Below are 15995 nucleotides of genomic sequence, written 5' to 3'. Positions count from 1 at the left end.
CAGTATTATTCTTCTTCGCCGGCGTCATCCTGCGCCAGTTGGCTGTCCTGTACCTCCGGCGTACGGACTACGCCTTCGGCATCAGCAAGCGCCGCCACTTGCTCTTCCTGAATTTCAGCAATTCGCTCCACACCCGAGACTTTTTCGCCTTCCTGGGTACGGATCAGGATCACGCCCTGGGTGTTGCGCCCCACTTCTGACACTTCACGTACCCTAGTGCGTACCAGCGTACCTTTGTCCGAAATCATCATGATCTCGTCACTTTCTGCGACCTGAACTGCACCTACCACCAGGCCGTTACGCTCAGAGACCTTGATCGAGACCACACCCTGGGTAGCGCGGCTCTTGGTCGGATATTCGGTCAGTGCAGTACGTTTTCCATAGCCGTTTTCGGTTACAGTCAGAATAGCGCCTTCGCCCTGAGGAATAATCAGTGACACCACACTGCCTCCATCGCGTAAGCGGATACCGCGTACACCGGTAGCGCCACGGCCCATTGGCCGCACTTCGTCTTCGGCAAAGCGTACAACCTTGCCATCATCCGAGAACAGCATAATTTCGTTGCTGCCATCGGTAATGCCAACGTCAATAAGCTTATCGCCTTCATTCAGATTCACCGCAATAATACCGTTGCTGCGAGGCCGCGAGTATTCGGTCAAGGCGGTTTTCTTCACGGTACCATTGGCGGTGGCCATAAAGACGTACTTGCCTTCTTCGTATTCGCGTACCGGCAGGATGGCGTTAATGCGCTCGCCCTCTTCCAATGGCAGAATATTGACGATAGGTTTGCCACGTGCAGTGCGGCTGGCCAGCGGTAACTGATACACCTTCAGCCAGTATAAACGGCCGCGGTTCGAGAAACACAGAATGGTATCGTGGGTGCTGGCAACCAGCAGCTTATCGACGAAATCTTCATCTTTTACGGTAGTCGCGGCTTTACCGCGGCCACCACGGCGCTGCGCTTCATAATCAGACAGCGGCTGATATTTGGCATAACCCAGGTGCGATAAGGTCACCACCACATCTTCTTCGGTGATCAGATCTTCTAAGTTGATATCCAGCATATTGTCCTGGATCTCGGTGCGCCGGGCATCGCCGTACTGGGCTTTGGCTGCCGCCAGCTCTTCGCAGATCACTTCCATCAGCCGCTCCGGGCTTGCCAGGATATGCAGTAACTCAGCAATCAGATCCAACAGCTCTTTGTACTCGGCCAGGATCTTTTCATGTTCCAGACCCGTTAACTTGTGCAGACGTAAGTCGAGGATAGCCTGGGCTTGCTGTTCTGTCAGGAAGTACTGGCCATCGCGAATGCCAAAATGTTCTTCCAGCCATTCCGGACGCGCTGCATCCTGACCGGCACGTTCCAGCATGGCACTTACACCACCGAGCTCCCAGCCGCGCTCGACTAAGCCCGCTTTGGCTTCCGCCGGGCTGGCTGAGGTTTTAATCAGTTCGATAATGGCATCGATATTGGCCAGTGCAACGGCTAAACCCTCTAAGATATGGGCGCGTTCGCGGGCTTTACGCAGATCGTAAACCGTGCGGCGGGTCACCACTTCGCGTCGATGCAGAATAAAGTATTCCAGCATCTCTTTCAGGCTTAACAGCTTTGGCTGGCCATTGGCCAAGGCAACCATATTGATACCAAATACCGTTTGCATCTGGGTATTGGCATATAACTGGTTCAGCATCACGTCTGAGGATTCACCGCGTTTTAGCTCAATCACAATCCGCATGCCGTCTTTATCAGACTCATCACGTAGCGCTGAGATACCTTCAATGCGTTTTTCTTTTACCAGCTCGGCAATTTTTTCAATCAGCCGCGCTTTATTTACCTGATACGGAATTTCATTAACGATAATGGCTTCGCGACCGGTTTTCTCGTCGGTTTCCAACGTGGTTTTGGCGCGGATATACACCTTGCCGCGACCGGTACGGTAGGCTTCTTCAATACCTTTACGACCGTTGATAATGGCGGCGGTTGGGAAATCCGGACCCGGGATATATTGCATCAGTTCATGCAGTTCGATATCCGGATTAGCAATTAACGCCAGACAACCATCAATAATTTCATTCAGGTTATGCGGTGGAATATTGGTTGCCATACCTACGGCAATACCAGATGAGCCGTTAATCAGCAGGTTCGGGACCTTGGTCGGTAATACGGCAGGAATTTGTTCGGTGCCGTCATAGTTAGGCACGAAATCAACGGTTTCTTTGTCCAGATCGGCTAACAGCTCATGGGCAATGCGGGCCATTCTGACTTCGGTGTAACGCATGGCAGCGGCCGAGTCGCCGTCAATTGAACCAAAGTTACCCTGACCATCCACCAGCATATACCGTAGCGAAAATGGCTGAGCCATCCGCACGATAGTATCGTATACCGCACTGTCACCATGCGGATGGTATTTACCGATAACGTCACCGACGACACGGGCGGATTTTTTGTAGGCCTTGTTCCAGTCGTTACCCAGTTCCTTCATGGCAAACAACACGCGGCGGTGCACTGGCTTCAGACCATCCCTGACATCGGGTAAGGCCCGGCCAACGATTACGCTCATGGCATAATCGAGGTAGGAATTTTTTAATTCCTCTTCGATATTTATTGGAACTATTTCTCTGGCCAGATCTGTCATAAAACGTTATTTTCCCTTAAATCAGATAGATAACTCGCTTTTCTTGCCTTTGTTTAGCGCGAGACAACGCCGGATTCTATCACAGAAATATTACCTTGCCATGCCTGTTTGCACCGCCTGCTCGAATTGCCGCCGTTGCCAGCACCGGCTAAGGCTTTATAATGCGCGAAAACAATCAGGTAGTGACTATGAACAGCCCCGATAACTTCGATAAAAACAGTAACGTCGATCAGAATGAAATCAGTAAGTTTAATGAGATTGCTGCCCGCTGGTGGGATCCGGAAGGCGAGTTTAAACCACTGCACTTATTAAATCCGACCCGCTTAGGTTATATCAGTGATCAACTCGGTGGGCTGTTTGGCCGCAACACTCTCGACGTCGGCTGTGGCGGTGGCATCCTGGCCGAGAGTATGGCGCGCGCCGGCGCAAAGGTGACCGGTATTGATATGGCGCCGGATGGCCTGAATGTCGCCCGCCTGCATGCCCTGGAAGCCGGAGTAAATATTGATTATCAGCAAAGCACCGCAGAAGATTTTGCTGCGCGTCACGCCGGCGAATTTGAACTGGTGACCTGTATGGAAATGCTGGAGCATGTACCGGATCCGGCATCGGTGGTGCGCGCCTGCGCCGAACTGGCTGCGCCAGGTGCAACGCTGGTATTCTCGACCATTAATAAAACCGCCAAAGCGTACCTGTTTGCCATAGTCGGCGCTGAGTATCTGTTAAAGCTGGTGCCGCGCGGTACCCATCAGTTTGATAAGTTTATCCGCCCGTCAGTATTGATGCGCTATATCGAAGACGCCGGTTTGGAATTAGTGGATGCCACTGGCCTGCATTTTAACCCGCTGAATAACAGTTTTAAGCTTGGTGCCGGTTTGGATGTTAACTACTTTGTGGTAGCGCGTAAGCCGGTCTGATGGCCAGGCAGCCAGTGATACTGATTTGCTCTGGCTGCTAAATAACCGCTTAAACTAAAAATGTTGCTTTATAGAACAAATAAATCCAAGCAAAAAAATCTATAAAAAAGCTTGCCTCTGACCGGTGCATCCGGGCACACTGAACTCAAGGTTAGTGGCTGCTAACCGGCAAAAAAACTGCACAAAAAAGCCGCTTTTTCCTCGCTTGCAAATTCTAACAATACACACTATCTTGTGATCGTCTTTTGAAATACACCCATATGTTGTGTAAATCGTCAGCAACCTGGGTGTATTGATAGCCGTGCGCTAAACCCGATTCACTTATTATTAAAAGAAATGGAATATTTCAGCGATGACTCAAACTCTTTTTGTGACTAAGCGCGATGGTCGGCGCGAACCTCTGGATTTAGATAAAATTCACCGCGTCATTGACTGGGCGGCCGAGGGGTTAAAAAACGTGTCGGTGTCGCAGGTGGAACTGAAATCCCATATTCAGTTTTACGATGGCATCAAGTCGTCTGATATTCACGAAACCATTATCAAGGCCGCTGCCGATCTGATCTCAAAAGAGACCCCGGATTACCAATATATGGCGGCCCGGCTGGCAGTATTCCATTTACGAAAAAAGGCCTACGGTCAGTTCGAACCACCCCACCTGTATGACCAGGTGGTGAAGATGGTCGAAGCCAAACGATACGATATGCATATTCTGGCTGATTACAGCCGCGAAGAGCTGGATATCCTGAACAGCTATATCGACCATAGCCGCGATCTGAATTTCAGTTATGCTGCCGTTAAGCAGTTGGAAGGTAAATATCTGGTACAAAACCGGGTAACCGGTGAGATTTATGAAAGCGCCCAGTTCCTCTATATGCTGGTTGCCGCCTGTTTATTTGCCAATTACCCGAAGAGCACCCGGCTGGACTATGTACGCCGCTTTTATGATGCGACGTCGCTGTTTAAGATTTCACTGCCAACACCTATTATGTCGGGTGTGCGTACCCCAACCCGTCAGTTCAGTTCCTGCGTACTGATTGAGTGTGGTGACAGCCTGGATTCGATCAATGCCACCTCCAGTGCCATTGTAAAGTACGTGTCGCAGCGCGCCGGTATTGGTATTAACGCCGGACGTATTCGCGCCCTGGGTAGCCCAATCCGCAATGGCGAAGCCTTTCATACTGGCTGTATCCCGTTTTATAAGCATTTCCAGACCGCAGTAAAAAGCTGCTCGCAAGGCGGTGTACGTGGTGGTGCCGCCACCCTGTTCTACCCCTTATGGCATCTGGAAGTTGAATCGCTGCTGGTACTGAAAAATAACCGCGGTGTAGAAGAGAACCGGGTACGGCATCTGGACTATGGCGTGCAGTTTAACCGCCTGATGTATCAGCGCCTGATTAAAGATGACTATATCACCTTATTCAGCCCCTCTGATGTGCCAGGGCTGTATGATGCCTTCTTTGAAGATCAGGAAAAGTTTGAAGCCTTATATGTGAAGTATGAAGCTGACAGCAAGATCCGTAAAAAGCGCATTAAGGCAGTCGAACTCTTTACCTTATTTATGCAGGAGCGCGCCAGTACCGGCCGCATTTACCTGCAAAACGTCGATCACTGCAATACGCACAGCCCGTTCAACCCGGCGCTGGCACCGGTACGGCAAAGCAACCTGTGTCTGGAAATTGCGTTGCCGACCAAACCGCTGGAGCATGTTAATGATCCAAATGGTGAGATCGCGCTCTGCACACTGTCAGCCTTTAACCTCGGCGCCATTGAACAGCTGGACGAGTTTGAACCGCTGGCAGATTTAGCGGTGCGGGCACTGGATAGCCTGCTGGATTATCAGGATTACCCTATTCCGGCTGCTCAATCAGGTTCTATGGCGCGTCGTACTCTGGGCATTGGTGTGATTAACTACGCCTACTACCTGGCGAAGCATGGCGTGAAATACTCGGATGGCTCGGCCAATGCCCTGACCCACCGTACCTTCGAAGCAATGCAGTACTATCTGCTGAAAGCCTCGGTGAAACTGGCGCAGGAACAAGGCCCTTGTCCGAAGTTTAACGAAACCACTTATGCGCAGGGTATTCTGCCGATTGATACCTATAAAAAGGATCTGGATAAGGTATGTGCTGAAGCCTTACAACTGGATTGGGAACAGCTGCGCAAAGATATTCAGCAGTATGGCCTGCGTAACTCAACGCTGTCGGCGCTAATGCCATCTGAAACCTCATCGCAGATCTCGAACGCCACTAACGGTATCGAGCCGCCGCGTGGCCATATCAGCGTCAAGGCCAGTAAAGACGGCATCTTAAAGCAGGTTGTGCCGGAGTATGAGCGCTTAAAAGATCAGTACGAGCTGCTGTGGGATATTCCATCAAACGATGGTTATCTGACGCTGGTGGCCATTATGCAAAAATTTATCGACCAGACCATTTCGGCTAACACCAACTATGATCCGGCCAAGTTCGAAGGCGGTAAAGTACCGATGAAGATCCTGCTTAAAGATCTGCTAACCGCCTATAAGCTGGGTGTGAAGACGATGTATTACCATAACACCCGTGATGGCGCTTCTGATATCCAGGATGATATCAAGCCCACAGCAGCAGAAGACGACGGCTGCGCCGGTGGCGCCTGTAAGATCTAATGCAGTGAAGAGCGGCCCGGCCGCTCTTTTTTAGTAAGTTTTTGTCAGATTCTCAGGATTAAAATCAGCATGGCGTATACCACCTTTAACCGCAATATCAATGACCAGCTCAAGGAACCGATGTTCTTTGGTAATGCCGTAAACGTCTCCCGTTATGACCAGCAAAAGTATCCCATCTTTGAAAAGCTGATCGAAAAGCAGCTGAGCTTTTTCTGGCGGCCGGAAGAAATTGACGTCAGTAAAGATCGGATTGATTTCCAGCAATTACCTGAGCATGAAAAACATATCTTTATCAGCAATCTGAAATACCAGACGCTGCTGGATTCAGTACAGGGCCGCTCGCCGAACGTCGCGCTGTTGCCAATAGTGTCTATTCCGGAGCTGGAAACCTGGATTGAAACCTGGGCCTTTAGTGAAACCATTCACAGCCGCAGCTATACCCATATTATCCGCAATATCAGTGCCGAACCGCATAAGATCTTCGACGATATTATGCTGAATGAGCGGATCTTAGAGCGGGCGATTGATGTTACCCGCTATTATGACGATCTGATTGATGGCATTAATCTGTATCAGCGTTGTGGTGAAGGCACACACCAAATTAATGGTAAGACCGAGCAGATCACGCTGCGTGAGCTGAAAAAACGGCTTTACCTGTGCTTAATGTCGGTAAACGTGTTAGAAGCGATCCGCTTTTATGTCAGCTTTGCCTGCAGTTTTGCCTTTGCCGAACGTGAGCTGATGGAAGGGAATGCCAAGATTATCCGGCTGATTGCCCGCGATGAAGCGCTGCATCTCACCGGCACCCAGCATATGCTGAATATTCTGGCCAGCGGTGATGATGATCCGGAAATGGCGGAGATTGCCAAAGAGTGCGAAGAGGAATCTTACGCCATCTTTATGCGCGCGGCGGAGCAGGAAAAGGACTGGGCAGCCTATCTGTTTAAAGATGGCTCGATGATTGGCCTGAACAAAGATATTCTGTGTCAGTATGTCGAGTTTATTACCAATAGCCGGATGCAGGCGGTAGGCTTAAAACCACGCTTTGCCACCACCCAAAACCCCATTCCGTGGATCAATACCTGGCTGGTGTCTGACAATGTGCAGGTGGCACCGCAGGAATCGGAGATCAGCTCCTATCTGGTGGGTCAGATTGATAACGAAGTCGATACCGCCGACTTTGGTGATTTTGATCTGTAACGCCGATGCCGCAGGTCCGCATTAACGGCGAGGTCGTCGTCAACTTCGATGGCTCCTCGCCTAACCTGCTACAGTTTCTGGAGCAACAGCAGCAGGCGGTTAACTATCAGTGCCGTGAGGGTTTTTGCGGCGCCTGTCGTTGTAAGTTATTGAATGGACAAGTCAGTTACCTGCAAGAGCCACTGGCTTTTGTCCGCCGTGGCGAATTCTTGCCATGTTGCAGTATTCCCAAGACCGATATCGAACTGGAAATTCCGAAATAAATGGTATTTTTGCTTAAGTTAAAGCAAAATTAGCGCCGGATTTTTTCTAGTTATCGACGGTTGTTCATGAAAGCTCTGCTTCTCTCCCTGCTGTTAACCATACCGCTGTCGGCTCCGGCCAGCAGCGATTATACGTCGCTATTCGCCAAGGCTCGTTATACTGAGTTATTAAAACAACTGGAGCAGGATCCGGTCGCACAGCAGGATCCGGTCGCACAGCAGGATCCGGAATTGATGCTATTGCGTGCCAGAGCACTGATCCAACAACAGTTTCGGGAAGAAGCCAATACGCTGCTTAACGAGTTGATTCAACAGTTCCCTGAGCACAGTGCCCTGCTTACTCAGGCAGCGCTAAATAAAATTGCGCTCGCCAATAGCGGCAATATCTTTAACGCTCGCAAAAGAGCCACCGATGGGCTGGAGTTATTACAAAAAGCGATAAGCCTCGATCCGCAAAACTATCTGGCCCGGCAAGCGCTGATTAACTTTTATCAGGTTGCGCCGGCTACGGCAGGTGGTAGTAAAGCCCTGGCAGCAGAACTTACCGAACAATTGTTCGCGCTCGATCCGGTGCAAGGTACCTTGGCCAGAGCCAGTAATGCCGTTGCAGAAGGTCGCCTGAGTGATGCGCTGGCGCTGTTGGATGCTCAGCTGGTACAAACGCCGGATAACACTGAACTGTTGCTGCGTAAGGCTGCCATCTTAACCCAGCAGAGTGCATTTCTCGTGGCACAGCAAACCTATTTGCAGCTACAACCCTTATTGACTGATGAAATCAGCCGCCATAACGTTAATTTTCAACTTGGCCGGCTTGCGGTCTTTACTGAGCATTATCAGGCTGAGGGTATTCAGGCTTTAGAGGCCTACCTCGCCTTCTACGATGGTAGTCAGCAACTGCGGTTACCGCGTGCTAAGTTACGGCTGGCGCAGTTATACCTGCGTCAGGGCGATAAGGTGCGTGCCAATGCCTTGTATCAGCAAATTGCCCGCATGGTCATCGAGGAACCAGACTTTATTGAAGCCAGAGCACAGCTCGCCGCTCAGCTTAGTCAATAAAATAAAAACCCCGACGGCTTAAGTTGCCATCGGGGTTTTATTCTGATTGGCGTTATTACTTGCGAATACCTTCGACACTCAGTTCCAGATATACGGTAGCCGCAGCCGGGCCCAGATCGTAATTAATGCCAAAATCTTTCAGTGCAAACGCCGCAGTACCAGCAAAACCGGCGCGATAGCCACCCCAGGGATCCTGGCCTTCACCAATTTTTTCTGCCGCAATCACAATATCTTTGGTCACACCGTTTAGCGTGAATTTACCGTGCAGCTCAAAGTTATCGCCACTGGTTGGTACTACTTTGGTGCTGACAAAGCTGGACTGTGGGAATTTTTCGACATTCAGGAAGTCCGCGCTACGTAAATGCTGATCACGCTCAGTGTGGTTGGAATCAATACTCTTGGTATCGATAGTCACATTGATTTTTGAAGCGGCCAGATTATTGCTGTCGTAACTAAAATCGCCGCTGAAATCGTTAAAGCGGCCATACAACCAGCTGTAACCTAAATGGCTAATCTTAAATTGAATAAAGGCATGCGCGCCTTCCGTGTCTATCACGTAATCAGCAGCTTGGGCAGGCAAAGCCATTAAGGCGGCTAAAGATGATGCTAACAGTAATTTTTTCATCAGGTTCCTCCGGAAGATAGTCGTTACAAAACATGATCTAGCTTACCGGAAAGAACCCGAAAGAAAATTGCATTAAAACGCAGATACCGTTCTGATATTTAGAACTAACCTGTGGTTTTATTCACAGGTGTCCGACACCTGTACCGGAGACCTGTGGATAAACTGGTCTGACCGGTACCGGAGTGCTGTGGATAACTGTTGTTAGGATTCGAATTTGCCGTCGCGGATATGTTTTTCGCCGCGCGCTTTCGCCAGTTGTACCTGCTTTTGCCGCTCGGCAAAGGCTGCTTTTTGCTCATCCGTGGTTTTATCGTGACAATGCGGGCAGCTTAAGCCTTTGACATAGTGCTCAGACGCCAGATCTGCTGCGGATAACGGCATCCGGCAGGCATAACACTGGTCATAACTGCCCTGCTCCAACCCATGCTTTACCGCCACGCGCTGGTCAAACACAAAGCATTCGCCCTGCCATTTGCTGTTTTCTTCCGGCATCTCTTCCAGATACTTCAGGATACCGCCATCCAGGTGGTACACCTCTTCAAAGCCCTGGGTTTTTAAAAAGGCAGTCGATTTCTCACAGCGGATACCACCGGTACAGAACATCGCCACTTTTTTATGTTTGGTTTTATCCAGATTCTCGGCAGCCCACTGCGGGAACTCGCGGAAACTGGTGGTATTGGGGTTAATCGCGCCCTCGAAAGTACCGATCGCCACTTCATAGTCGTTACGGGTATCGATCAGAATGGTGTCCGGATCGCTAATCAGCTTATTCCACTCTTCACCCTTAACATAGGTGCCAACGATATGTTTTGGATCCAGGCCTTCGACACCCATAGTCACGATTTCTCGTTTCAATTTAACCTTGGTGCGATAAAACGCCTGCTCCTCGGCGAAAGATTCTTTGTAACTCATCCCCGCAAAGCGCCCATCAGCGTCCAGCCAGGCTTTTACCGCATCGACTCCTTCGCGCGGGCCAGAGATAGTGCCATTAATCCCTTCCGCAGCTAACAGCAAGGTGCCTTTCACCTTATGCATCACCATATGGTTATATAGCGGCTCACGCAGAGCTTCATAATCCGGTAAATCAACAAACTTATATAAGGCAGCTACAACAAACATCTTTTATCCTCTTGCCGGGCTGGATCGCAAATCCAGTGCAATTAATGGTTAGCGCCACAAGGGCGGCGCGCATTATAACGACATCCGGCCTGCTGTCCAACCGCTGTTTTCGTGCTGCCAGCTTACTAAGCCGGTAAAAAGGTACCGAGCAGTAAATGACCAGCCAACAGTAACAGTACGATACCCATTAACCGGTCAAACCAATAACCTTTCGCCAGCAGCAAGCGCCGCACCGGTGGTCGGGTTAGCAAAACGGATAACAAACAGAACCAGGCAGCGGTAGCAACGGCCATATAGAGGCCATAGATCACTTTATAACTGAGCGGCGTGCTGGCTGAAATGACGACCGCGAACAGCGACAAAAAGAATAAGGTTGCTTTAACATTTAAACCATTGGTAATAAAGCCGGCTAAAAAGGCGGCGCGCCGACGTGGTTGATCTGACGATGCTTCTTCCTCACCTGCTACCGTAGCCGGCGCTTTGGCGCGTATTGCACCCTGCCCCAAATAAATCAGATAACCGGCAGCTACCACTGTTAACGCCTGAAATAACCAGGGTGTGGTTTTAATCAATAAGCCAATACCAACCAGCGAATAGGTAATATGCAACAGGATCCCAGTACCAATGCCCAGACTGGCCCAAATGGCGGTTTGCCGGCCATAGCGCACAGCATAGCGCAGGATAATCGCAAAATCGGGACCCGGACTGGCTACCGCTAATAAATGTGCAGTGGCAATTAACAAAAATTCTGGCCAAAATGCCGGCATGCTACTCGATCCTTATTCTTTATTAGTCTGATATGTTAAGTTTTCGGGGGCTAACTTAAAAAGCGATCCGCAAATTGTGCCCACTGATAATAGGCATATTGTGCCAGCCGGCGGCCGCGGGTAAACGGAAAGGGCTGCAGCGGGCTTTGATATAGCGGCAATGGCGGTAAGGTTTCGCCCATCAGCTTTTCGGCCAGGCGTTGCCCGGCCAGTAAGCTATAAGATACGCCACTGCCACAATAGCCGGCGGCATAATAAATACCCTCTGATGTTTGGGCAACACGCGGCAAATCATCATAAGAGACGCCAACCCAACCTGCCCAGTGATACTGATAGTCAATGCCTTGCAGCGCCGGCAAGGTTTGCCACAGCGCTTGGCGTAACTGCGCCGGATATTGCGGCTTGGCCAGATCAGCACCACTGATGGCGCTACGGCCACCAAATAACAGGCGATTATCCGGTAATAGCCGGTAGTAATATTTTAGGGCTCGGGTATCCATCGCCATAAAACCGGGCGTCAGGCCACAGGCCGATAGCTCTGAGGCAGTCAGGGGCCTAGTCACAATAATGCTGCTTAGCACTGGCAGGCAGCCCCGGTTAAGCTCAGGCAAAATATTTTTCGGTGTATAGGCATTAGTGGCCAGCACCAACTGTTCGCAGTGCAGTGAACCGGCACTGGTAGTCAGTTGGTAGCCAGCACCGGTGTGATTAATCGCCCGCAGTGAAGTATTGGCAAATACCTTTACTCCGCTGCGCTCAGCTAAACCTGCCAGCCCCCGCAGCAATAAAAACGGATTAATACCATAGCAATCCGGTAGTCTTAAAGCGCCAAACGCGCCCGGACTGTTAATACAACCCTGCAATGCCGATTGATCCAGAAAACTGACCGCATAAGCAAAATCCCGCTGTAAGCGCTCAGCTTGTTGCTGCAGCAACTGCGCCTGTTTCACAGTATGGGCAATTTTCAGATACCCCGGTGTTTGCGCCTGACAATCGATATTACCGGCAGCGACCAAGTCTTTTAATCGCTGCAAGGCTAAGCCATATTCCTGATGAAATAGCTGGGCCTGCTCTAAGCCAAACCGGGCCTTTAGCTGACTAAGACCTAAACGTCCGGTGCCACGCAGAACAAAGCCGGCATTACGGCTGCTGCAGCCCCAACCTGGCTGATTGGCCTCCAGCAGCACCACTTTACGGTTATAACGTTGGCTAAGCTCGTAGGCACAACTTAGTCCGGTATAACCAGCTCCGACTACTACTATTTCAGCCTGTTCTGGCAACGCGGCTGCGTTATGGTCGCAACTATTTATCGCATTGGCAGTCCAGTAAGACGAGACATAACTGACATCAGTCGGTAGCGAAGTTGCAACATAAGGGTCATAAAAATTGGGCATTAAAACTCCAACACCATTTCAGCAGCACTACAACAGCACACAGCGCCACAACGCGGGCACAGATAACCATCAGCAGACAGATGTTGCCAGCGATTAGGATGAATTTGCAATAAGCGCCCGCCGGCTTTCGAGAAATATCGAACCGCGCTGTTGTTCGGACTCTCGCGCCACAGGTGGGCTAAACCCGCTGTGGCCCCCTGCTGCTTTAATGCTTGAATGGAGTTTTGTAGCAGCCGTTGCCCTATGCCTTGCCCCTGCCAGTCCGGATGCACCGCGACAGACTTGAAGTAAGCCATTTTTTCGAGCGACACAGGCCAGAGTGCCACAGAGCACCACAGGTCAGTTTGCCATTGACCTGGGGCAAAGCTTATTCGGTAGGCCACAATTTGGTTATTAACCTCGGCCAGCAGGCAGGCACAGTACCCGGCTTTTGTTCCCAGAGTGACCCAACTGGCTAACTGTTGCGGTTCGGTATAGCCAGCACCATGTACCAAAGTGGCTAGTTCGGCAACCCCCGCTAAGTCGTGCTGTTGTAATGTGCGGATCCGCAAATCTGTTGAATTTTTACTTACGTTCTTGTATGTATGCAATATATGTACCTTTACTGGGGTTTATTGATTAAAAATACTACAGTTGCGCCGAATTGCATCCTAAATAAGATAGACAGCGCGCGTCGAATAAAATATGTTTAAAAAGACGCCATTAAAAATAACAGCGTAGCGTCCGCAACCTCAGTCAATTATCCAGGAACTAATCATGACCAATAAAGCTAACCACTATAGTCCGGTTTGCCGGGCAGTAAAATACGCGTTAGCCTCCGGGCTGGCACTGGGACTCTACTCTACCAGTGCTCTGGCTCAGGAAGCAGCTGCTGAAGAGCAGAAAGTTGAAAAAATTGCCGTGGTCGGTACCCGCGCCGCGCCGCGCTCTATTGCCGATTCACCGGTACCGGTTGATATTATCGGCGGTGACGAGCTGATGAAAAGTGGCAGCAGCGATATGCTGAATATGCTGACCACGACTATCCCATCACTGAACGTGCAAACCACGCCGATCAGCGATGCCGCTACCTTGATCCGGCCGGTTAACCTGCGCGGTTTATCCTCTGACAGTACCCTGGTATTGTTAAACGGTAAACGCCGTCACCGAGCTTCGGTTATTACCTTCTTAGGCGGCGGCCTGAACGATGGCTCGCAAGGTCCGGATATTTCCGTGATCCCAGGCATTGCACTAAAACAAGTAGAAGTGCTGCGTGATGGTGCAGCGGCACAATACGGTTCTGATGCCATTGCCGGTGTGATTAACTTTGTGCTGAAAGACGCCGCTGATGGTGGTTCGGTCGAAGTTAAACAAGGTGAGTTTTACGCCGGTGACGGTACCTCGACCGAGATTGCCGCTAATGTCGGTATGCCACTGACCGATAACGGCTTCTTTAACGTCAGCATGCAGTATAAAAATGTTGATGCTACCAGCCGTAGCGTACAACGTGGCGATGCGGCCGAATTAGCATCCCAGGGTAACCCGGCGATTGCACCTATTACTCAGGTGTGGGGTTCGCCGAAGATTAAAGACGATATTAGCTTATTTGCTAATGCCGGTCTGGATCTCGGTAACGATCGTGAAGCCTATCTTTTCGGTAACTACTCTGAGCGCGACGTAACCGGTGGTTTTTACTACCGTAACCCGCATACACGCGGTGGCGTGTTCTCCAACGACGGTGGTGAAACACTGGAAGTCATTGATACGGCAGGTTTAGGTAACTGTAGTAATGTGTCGCTATTTGACGGCACCCGTAAACTCAACCACAATGAAATCACGGCCCGGGTTAATGCTTTACCGGATAACTGCTTTACTTTCTTCTCAATGTTCCCGGGTGGCTTTACGCCGAACTTTGGCGGTAACATTACAGATACCTCACTCACTGCGGGTACTAAAGGCGAGTTTAAGTCAGGTTTTGCGCAGGGCGTGTTCTATGATTTCTCTGCCTCTGTTGGTCGCAACGAATCCGCCTTTAACATTATTAATACGGTAAACGCCTCTCTGGGGCCAGATACCCCAACTGAATTCGAGGCCGGTAAATATATCCAATTGGAGAAAAACTTTACCGCTGACTTCGTTAAATATGTAAATGCCGGTTTATATAATGATGTTGCTGTTGCCGGCGGTCTGCAATGGACCGAAGAAACCTTTGAAATCGTGGCCGGTGAGGTTGCCTCCTGGGAAATTGGCCCTTATGTAAGCCAGCTCACCAATGGTTCAAATGGCTTCCCGGGCTTTCAGCCGGATGATGCCGGTGTGAATACCCGTCGTAACTATGCGGCCTATGTCGATGTTCAGGCCGAAATGACCGAAAACTTGTTACTGGCCGGTGCGCTGCGCTTTGAAGATTACGACAGTTTTGGCAGCACCACTAACTACAAAATCACTGGTCAATACCGTTTAAATGACGACTGGGCACTGCGTGGTTCACACAGTACCGGTTTCCGCGCGCCAACGGTCGGTCAGGCCAACGTACGTAACGTCCGTACCGCAATTTTTGAGGGCGAACTACAGGATGTTGCGTTACTACCACCAACTCACCCAGTCTCGCTGTTAAAAGGCGGTAAAGAGTTAACGCCTGAAGAATCACGCAGTTACGCCCTGGGTCTGGTGTATAGCGGCAGTGGTTTCTTCTTTACTGCGGATTTTTTCCGTATCGAAGTTGATGACCGCATCAGCCAGTCTACTGAGTTTGACGTCACCCAGACTGACCGCGACGTATTGCGCGCAGCCGGAGTGCGGGGTGTGGAGTCTTTGTCAAAAGTGACGTTCCTGACCAACGACTTTGATACCGTCACCACCGGTTTGGATTTAGTTGCTAACTACAGCACCAGCTTATTAGATGGCCGTAGCACTTTTAGTCTGGCTTATAACTGGACCGATACGGAAGTAAAACGCTTTACTGCCGTTACCGGTGACTTCAAAGTATCACGCTTAGAGAAGGATTTGCCAGACCACCGCGCGACCCTGACCTGGAATCAACAGTGGCAGGATATCGATATGTTTATCCGTGGTAACTACTACGGCAGCTTCCAGGGCGTACATGCCGATGATCCGGGCCTAACCGGCGAGGGTTCAGCGAAAGTGACTTTCGATGTTGAAGTTGCCTATCACTGGAATGATAATTTCTCGGTCGCTATTGGTGCTCAGAACGTGTTTGATACTGAGCCAGAGCGTCTGCCAGCTGAGTTTAGCAGTATCCTTGGCGCCAAGTACTTTGAGACCTCACCGATGGGTATTAACGGCGGTTACTACTACCTGAAAGGGATTTACCGTTTCTAACGGCGAGTCGCAGTTATAAAACACCCGGCACATGCCGTAATGCCGATCAGTTAATA

General features: G+C 50.3%; 12 protein-coding genes. 6 read left to right on the top strand and 6 right to left on the bottom strand.

The genetic code is table 11. The features are described from left to right. Nucleotides 1-5: 5 nt before the first annotated feature. Nucleotides 6-2636 carry a DNA topoisomerase (ATP-hydrolyzing) subunit A gene (gene gyrA / locus AAY72_RS02495; RefSeq protein ID WP_057785462.1) on the bottom strand — a complete coding sequence of 877 codons (2631 nt, stop codon included), beginning with the start codon at nucleotides 2634-2636 and terminating at the stop codon, nucleotides 6-8. Nucleotides 2637-2824: 188 nt separating this feature from the next. Between gyrA and ubiG the strand changes: the two genes are divergently transcribed. From ubiG to AAY72_RS02470, 5 genes are all read left to right on the top strand, one after another. After that, complete coding sequence (gene ubiG, locus AAY72_RS02490) at nucleotides 2825-3553, top strand: bifunctional 2-polyprenyl-6-hydroxyphenol methylase/3-demethylubiquinol 3-O-methyltransferase UbiG (protein WP_057785469.1); 729 nt, start codon at nucleotides 2825-2827, stop codon at nucleotides 3551-3553. Between the two features lie 352 nt (nucleotides 3554-3905). Continuing rightward, nucleotides 3906-6194 carry a class 1a ribonucleoside-diphosphate reductase subunit alpha gene (gene nrdA, locus AAY72_RS02485; RefSeq protein ID WP_057785461.1) on the top strand — a complete coding sequence of 763 codons (2289 nt, stop codon included), beginning with the start codon at nucleotides 3906-3908 and terminating at the stop codon, nucleotides 6192-6194. Nucleotides 6195-6263: 69 nt separating this feature from the next. Next, nucleotides 6264-7394 (top strand): class Ia ribonucleoside-diphosphate reductase subunit beta, encoded by a 1131-nt coding sequence (gene nrdB / locus AAY72_RS02480; RefSeq protein WP_057785460.1) that lies wholly within the window; start codon nucleotides 6264-6266, stop codon nucleotides 7392-7394. A gap of 5 nt (nucleotides 7395-7399) precedes the next feature. Beyond that, a complete protein-coding gene (gene yfaE / locus AAY72_RS02475) occupies nucleotides 7400-7657 on the top strand; it encodes a class I ribonucleotide reductase maintenance protein YfaE (RefSeq protein ID WP_008983559.1) in 258 nt (85 codons plus the stop codon). Nucleotides 7658-7723: 66 nt separating this feature from the next. Further along, nucleotides 7724-8713: a tetratricopeptide repeat protein gene (locus AAY72_RS02470; RefSeq protein ID WP_231728878.1), complete on the top strand. Its 990-nt coding sequence runs from the start codon at nucleotides 7724-7726 to the stop codon at nucleotides 8711-8713. A gap of 55 nt (nucleotides 8714-8768) precedes the next feature. Here AAY72_RS02470 and AAY72_RS02465 read toward each other — a convergent pair whose 3' ends face one another. The 5 genes from AAY72_RS02465 to AAY72_RS02445 form a co-directional block, all read right to left on the bottom strand. Next, a complete protein-coding gene (locus tag AAY72_RS02465; protein ID WP_057785459.1) occupies nucleotides 8769-9338 on the bottom strand; it encodes a YceI family protein in 570 nt (189 codons plus the stop codon). A gap of 201 nt (nucleotides 9339-9539) precedes the next feature. Further along, the gene (locus AAY72_RS02460) at nucleotides 9540-10457 is read right to left on the bottom strand and encodes a rhodanese-related sulfurtransferase (RefSeq protein ID WP_008983562.1); all 918 of its coding nucleotides are present in this window, start codon (nucleotides 10455-10457) and stop codon (nucleotides 9540-9542) included. Nucleotides 10458-10582: 125 nt separating this feature from the next. Then, a complete protein-coding gene (locus AAY72_RS02455; protein WP_057785458.1) occupies nucleotides 10583-11224 on the bottom strand; it encodes a LysE family translocator in 642 nt (213 codons plus the stop codon). A 50-nt stretch (nucleotides 11225-11274) separates the two neighbouring features. Then, entirely contained in the window at nucleotides 11275-12618 is a 1344-nt protein-coding gene (locus tag AAY72_RS02450; RefSeq protein ID WP_057785457.1) for an FAD-binding oxidoreductase, read from the bottom strand. Next, entirely contained in the window at nucleotides 12618-13208 is a 591-nt protein-coding gene (locus tag AAY72_RS02445; protein ID WP_231728877.1) for a GNAT family N-acetyltransferase, read from the bottom strand. The genes AAY72_RS02450 and AAY72_RS02445 overlap by 1 nt, the downstream gene beginning before the upstream one ends. A 166-nt stretch (nucleotides 13209-13374) precedes the next feature. Here AAY72_RS02445 and AAY72_RS02440 point away from each other — a divergent pair, with 166 nt between their 5' ends. Continuing rightward, a complete protein-coding gene (locus AAY72_RS02440) occupies nucleotides 13375-15939 on the top strand; it encodes a TonB-dependent siderophore receptor (protein ID WP_057785455.1) in 2565 nt (854 codons plus the stop codon). The last annotated feature ends 56 nt before the right edge of the window (nucleotides 15940-15995 follow it).

Source organism: Alishewanella sp. WH16-1 (genome assembly GCF_001441695.1).
GTDB lineage: Bacteria > Pseudomonadota > Gammaproteobacteria > Enterobacterales > Alteromonadaceae > Alishewanella > Alishewanella agri.
The sequence above is the reverse complement of the archived record's forward strand: the minus strand, read 5'-3'. Positions and strand labels throughout refer to the sequence as shown.

What these genes read in the sequence shown, in the direction of transcription:
- gyrA (WP_057785462.1), bottom strand. Translation starts at nt 2,636, where the DNA reads ATGACAGATCTGGCCAGAGAAATAGTTCCAATAAATATCGAAGAGGAA.
- ubiG (WP_057785469.1), top strand. Translation starts at nt 2,825, where the DNA reads ATGAACAGCCCCGATAACTTCGATAAAAACAGTAACGTCGATCAGAAT.
- nrdA (WP_057785461.1), top strand. Translation starts at nt 3,906, where the DNA reads ATGACTCAAACTCTTTTTGTGACTAAGCGCGATGGTCGGCGCGAACCT.
- nrdB (WP_057785460.1), top strand. Translation starts at nt 6,264, where the DNA reads ATGGCGTATACCACCTTTAACCGCAATATCAATGACCAGCTCAAGGAA.
- yfaE (WP_008983559.1), top strand. Translation starts at nt 7,400, where the DNA reads ATGCCGCAGGTCCGCATTAACGGCGAGGTCGTCGTCAACTTCGATGGC.
- AAY72_RS02470 (WP_231728878.1), top strand. Translation starts at nt 7,724, where the DNA reads ATGAAAGCTCTGCTTCTCTCCCTGCTGTTAACCATACCGCTGTCGGCT.
- AAY72_RS02465 (WP_057785459.1), bottom strand. Translation starts at nt 9,338, where the DNA reads ATGAAAAAATTACTGTTAGCATCATCTTTAGCCGCCTTAATGGCTTTG.
- AAY72_RS02460 (WP_008983562.1), bottom strand. Translation starts at nt 10,457, where the DNA reads ATGTTTGTTGTAGCTGCCTTATATAAGTTTGTTGATTTACCGGATTAT.
- AAY72_RS02455 (WP_057785458.1), bottom strand. Translation starts at nt 11,224, where the DNA reads ATGCCGGCATTTTGGCCAGAATTTTTGTTAATTGCCACTGCACATTTA.
- AAY72_RS02450 (WP_057785457.1), bottom strand. Translation starts at nt 12,618, where the DNA reads ATGCCCAATTTTTATGACCCTTATGTTGCAACTTCGCTACCGACTGAT.
- AAY72_RS02440 (WP_057785455.1), top strand. Translation starts at nt 13,375, where the DNA reads ATGACCAATAAAGCTAACCACTATAGTCCGGTTTGCCGGGCAGTAAAA.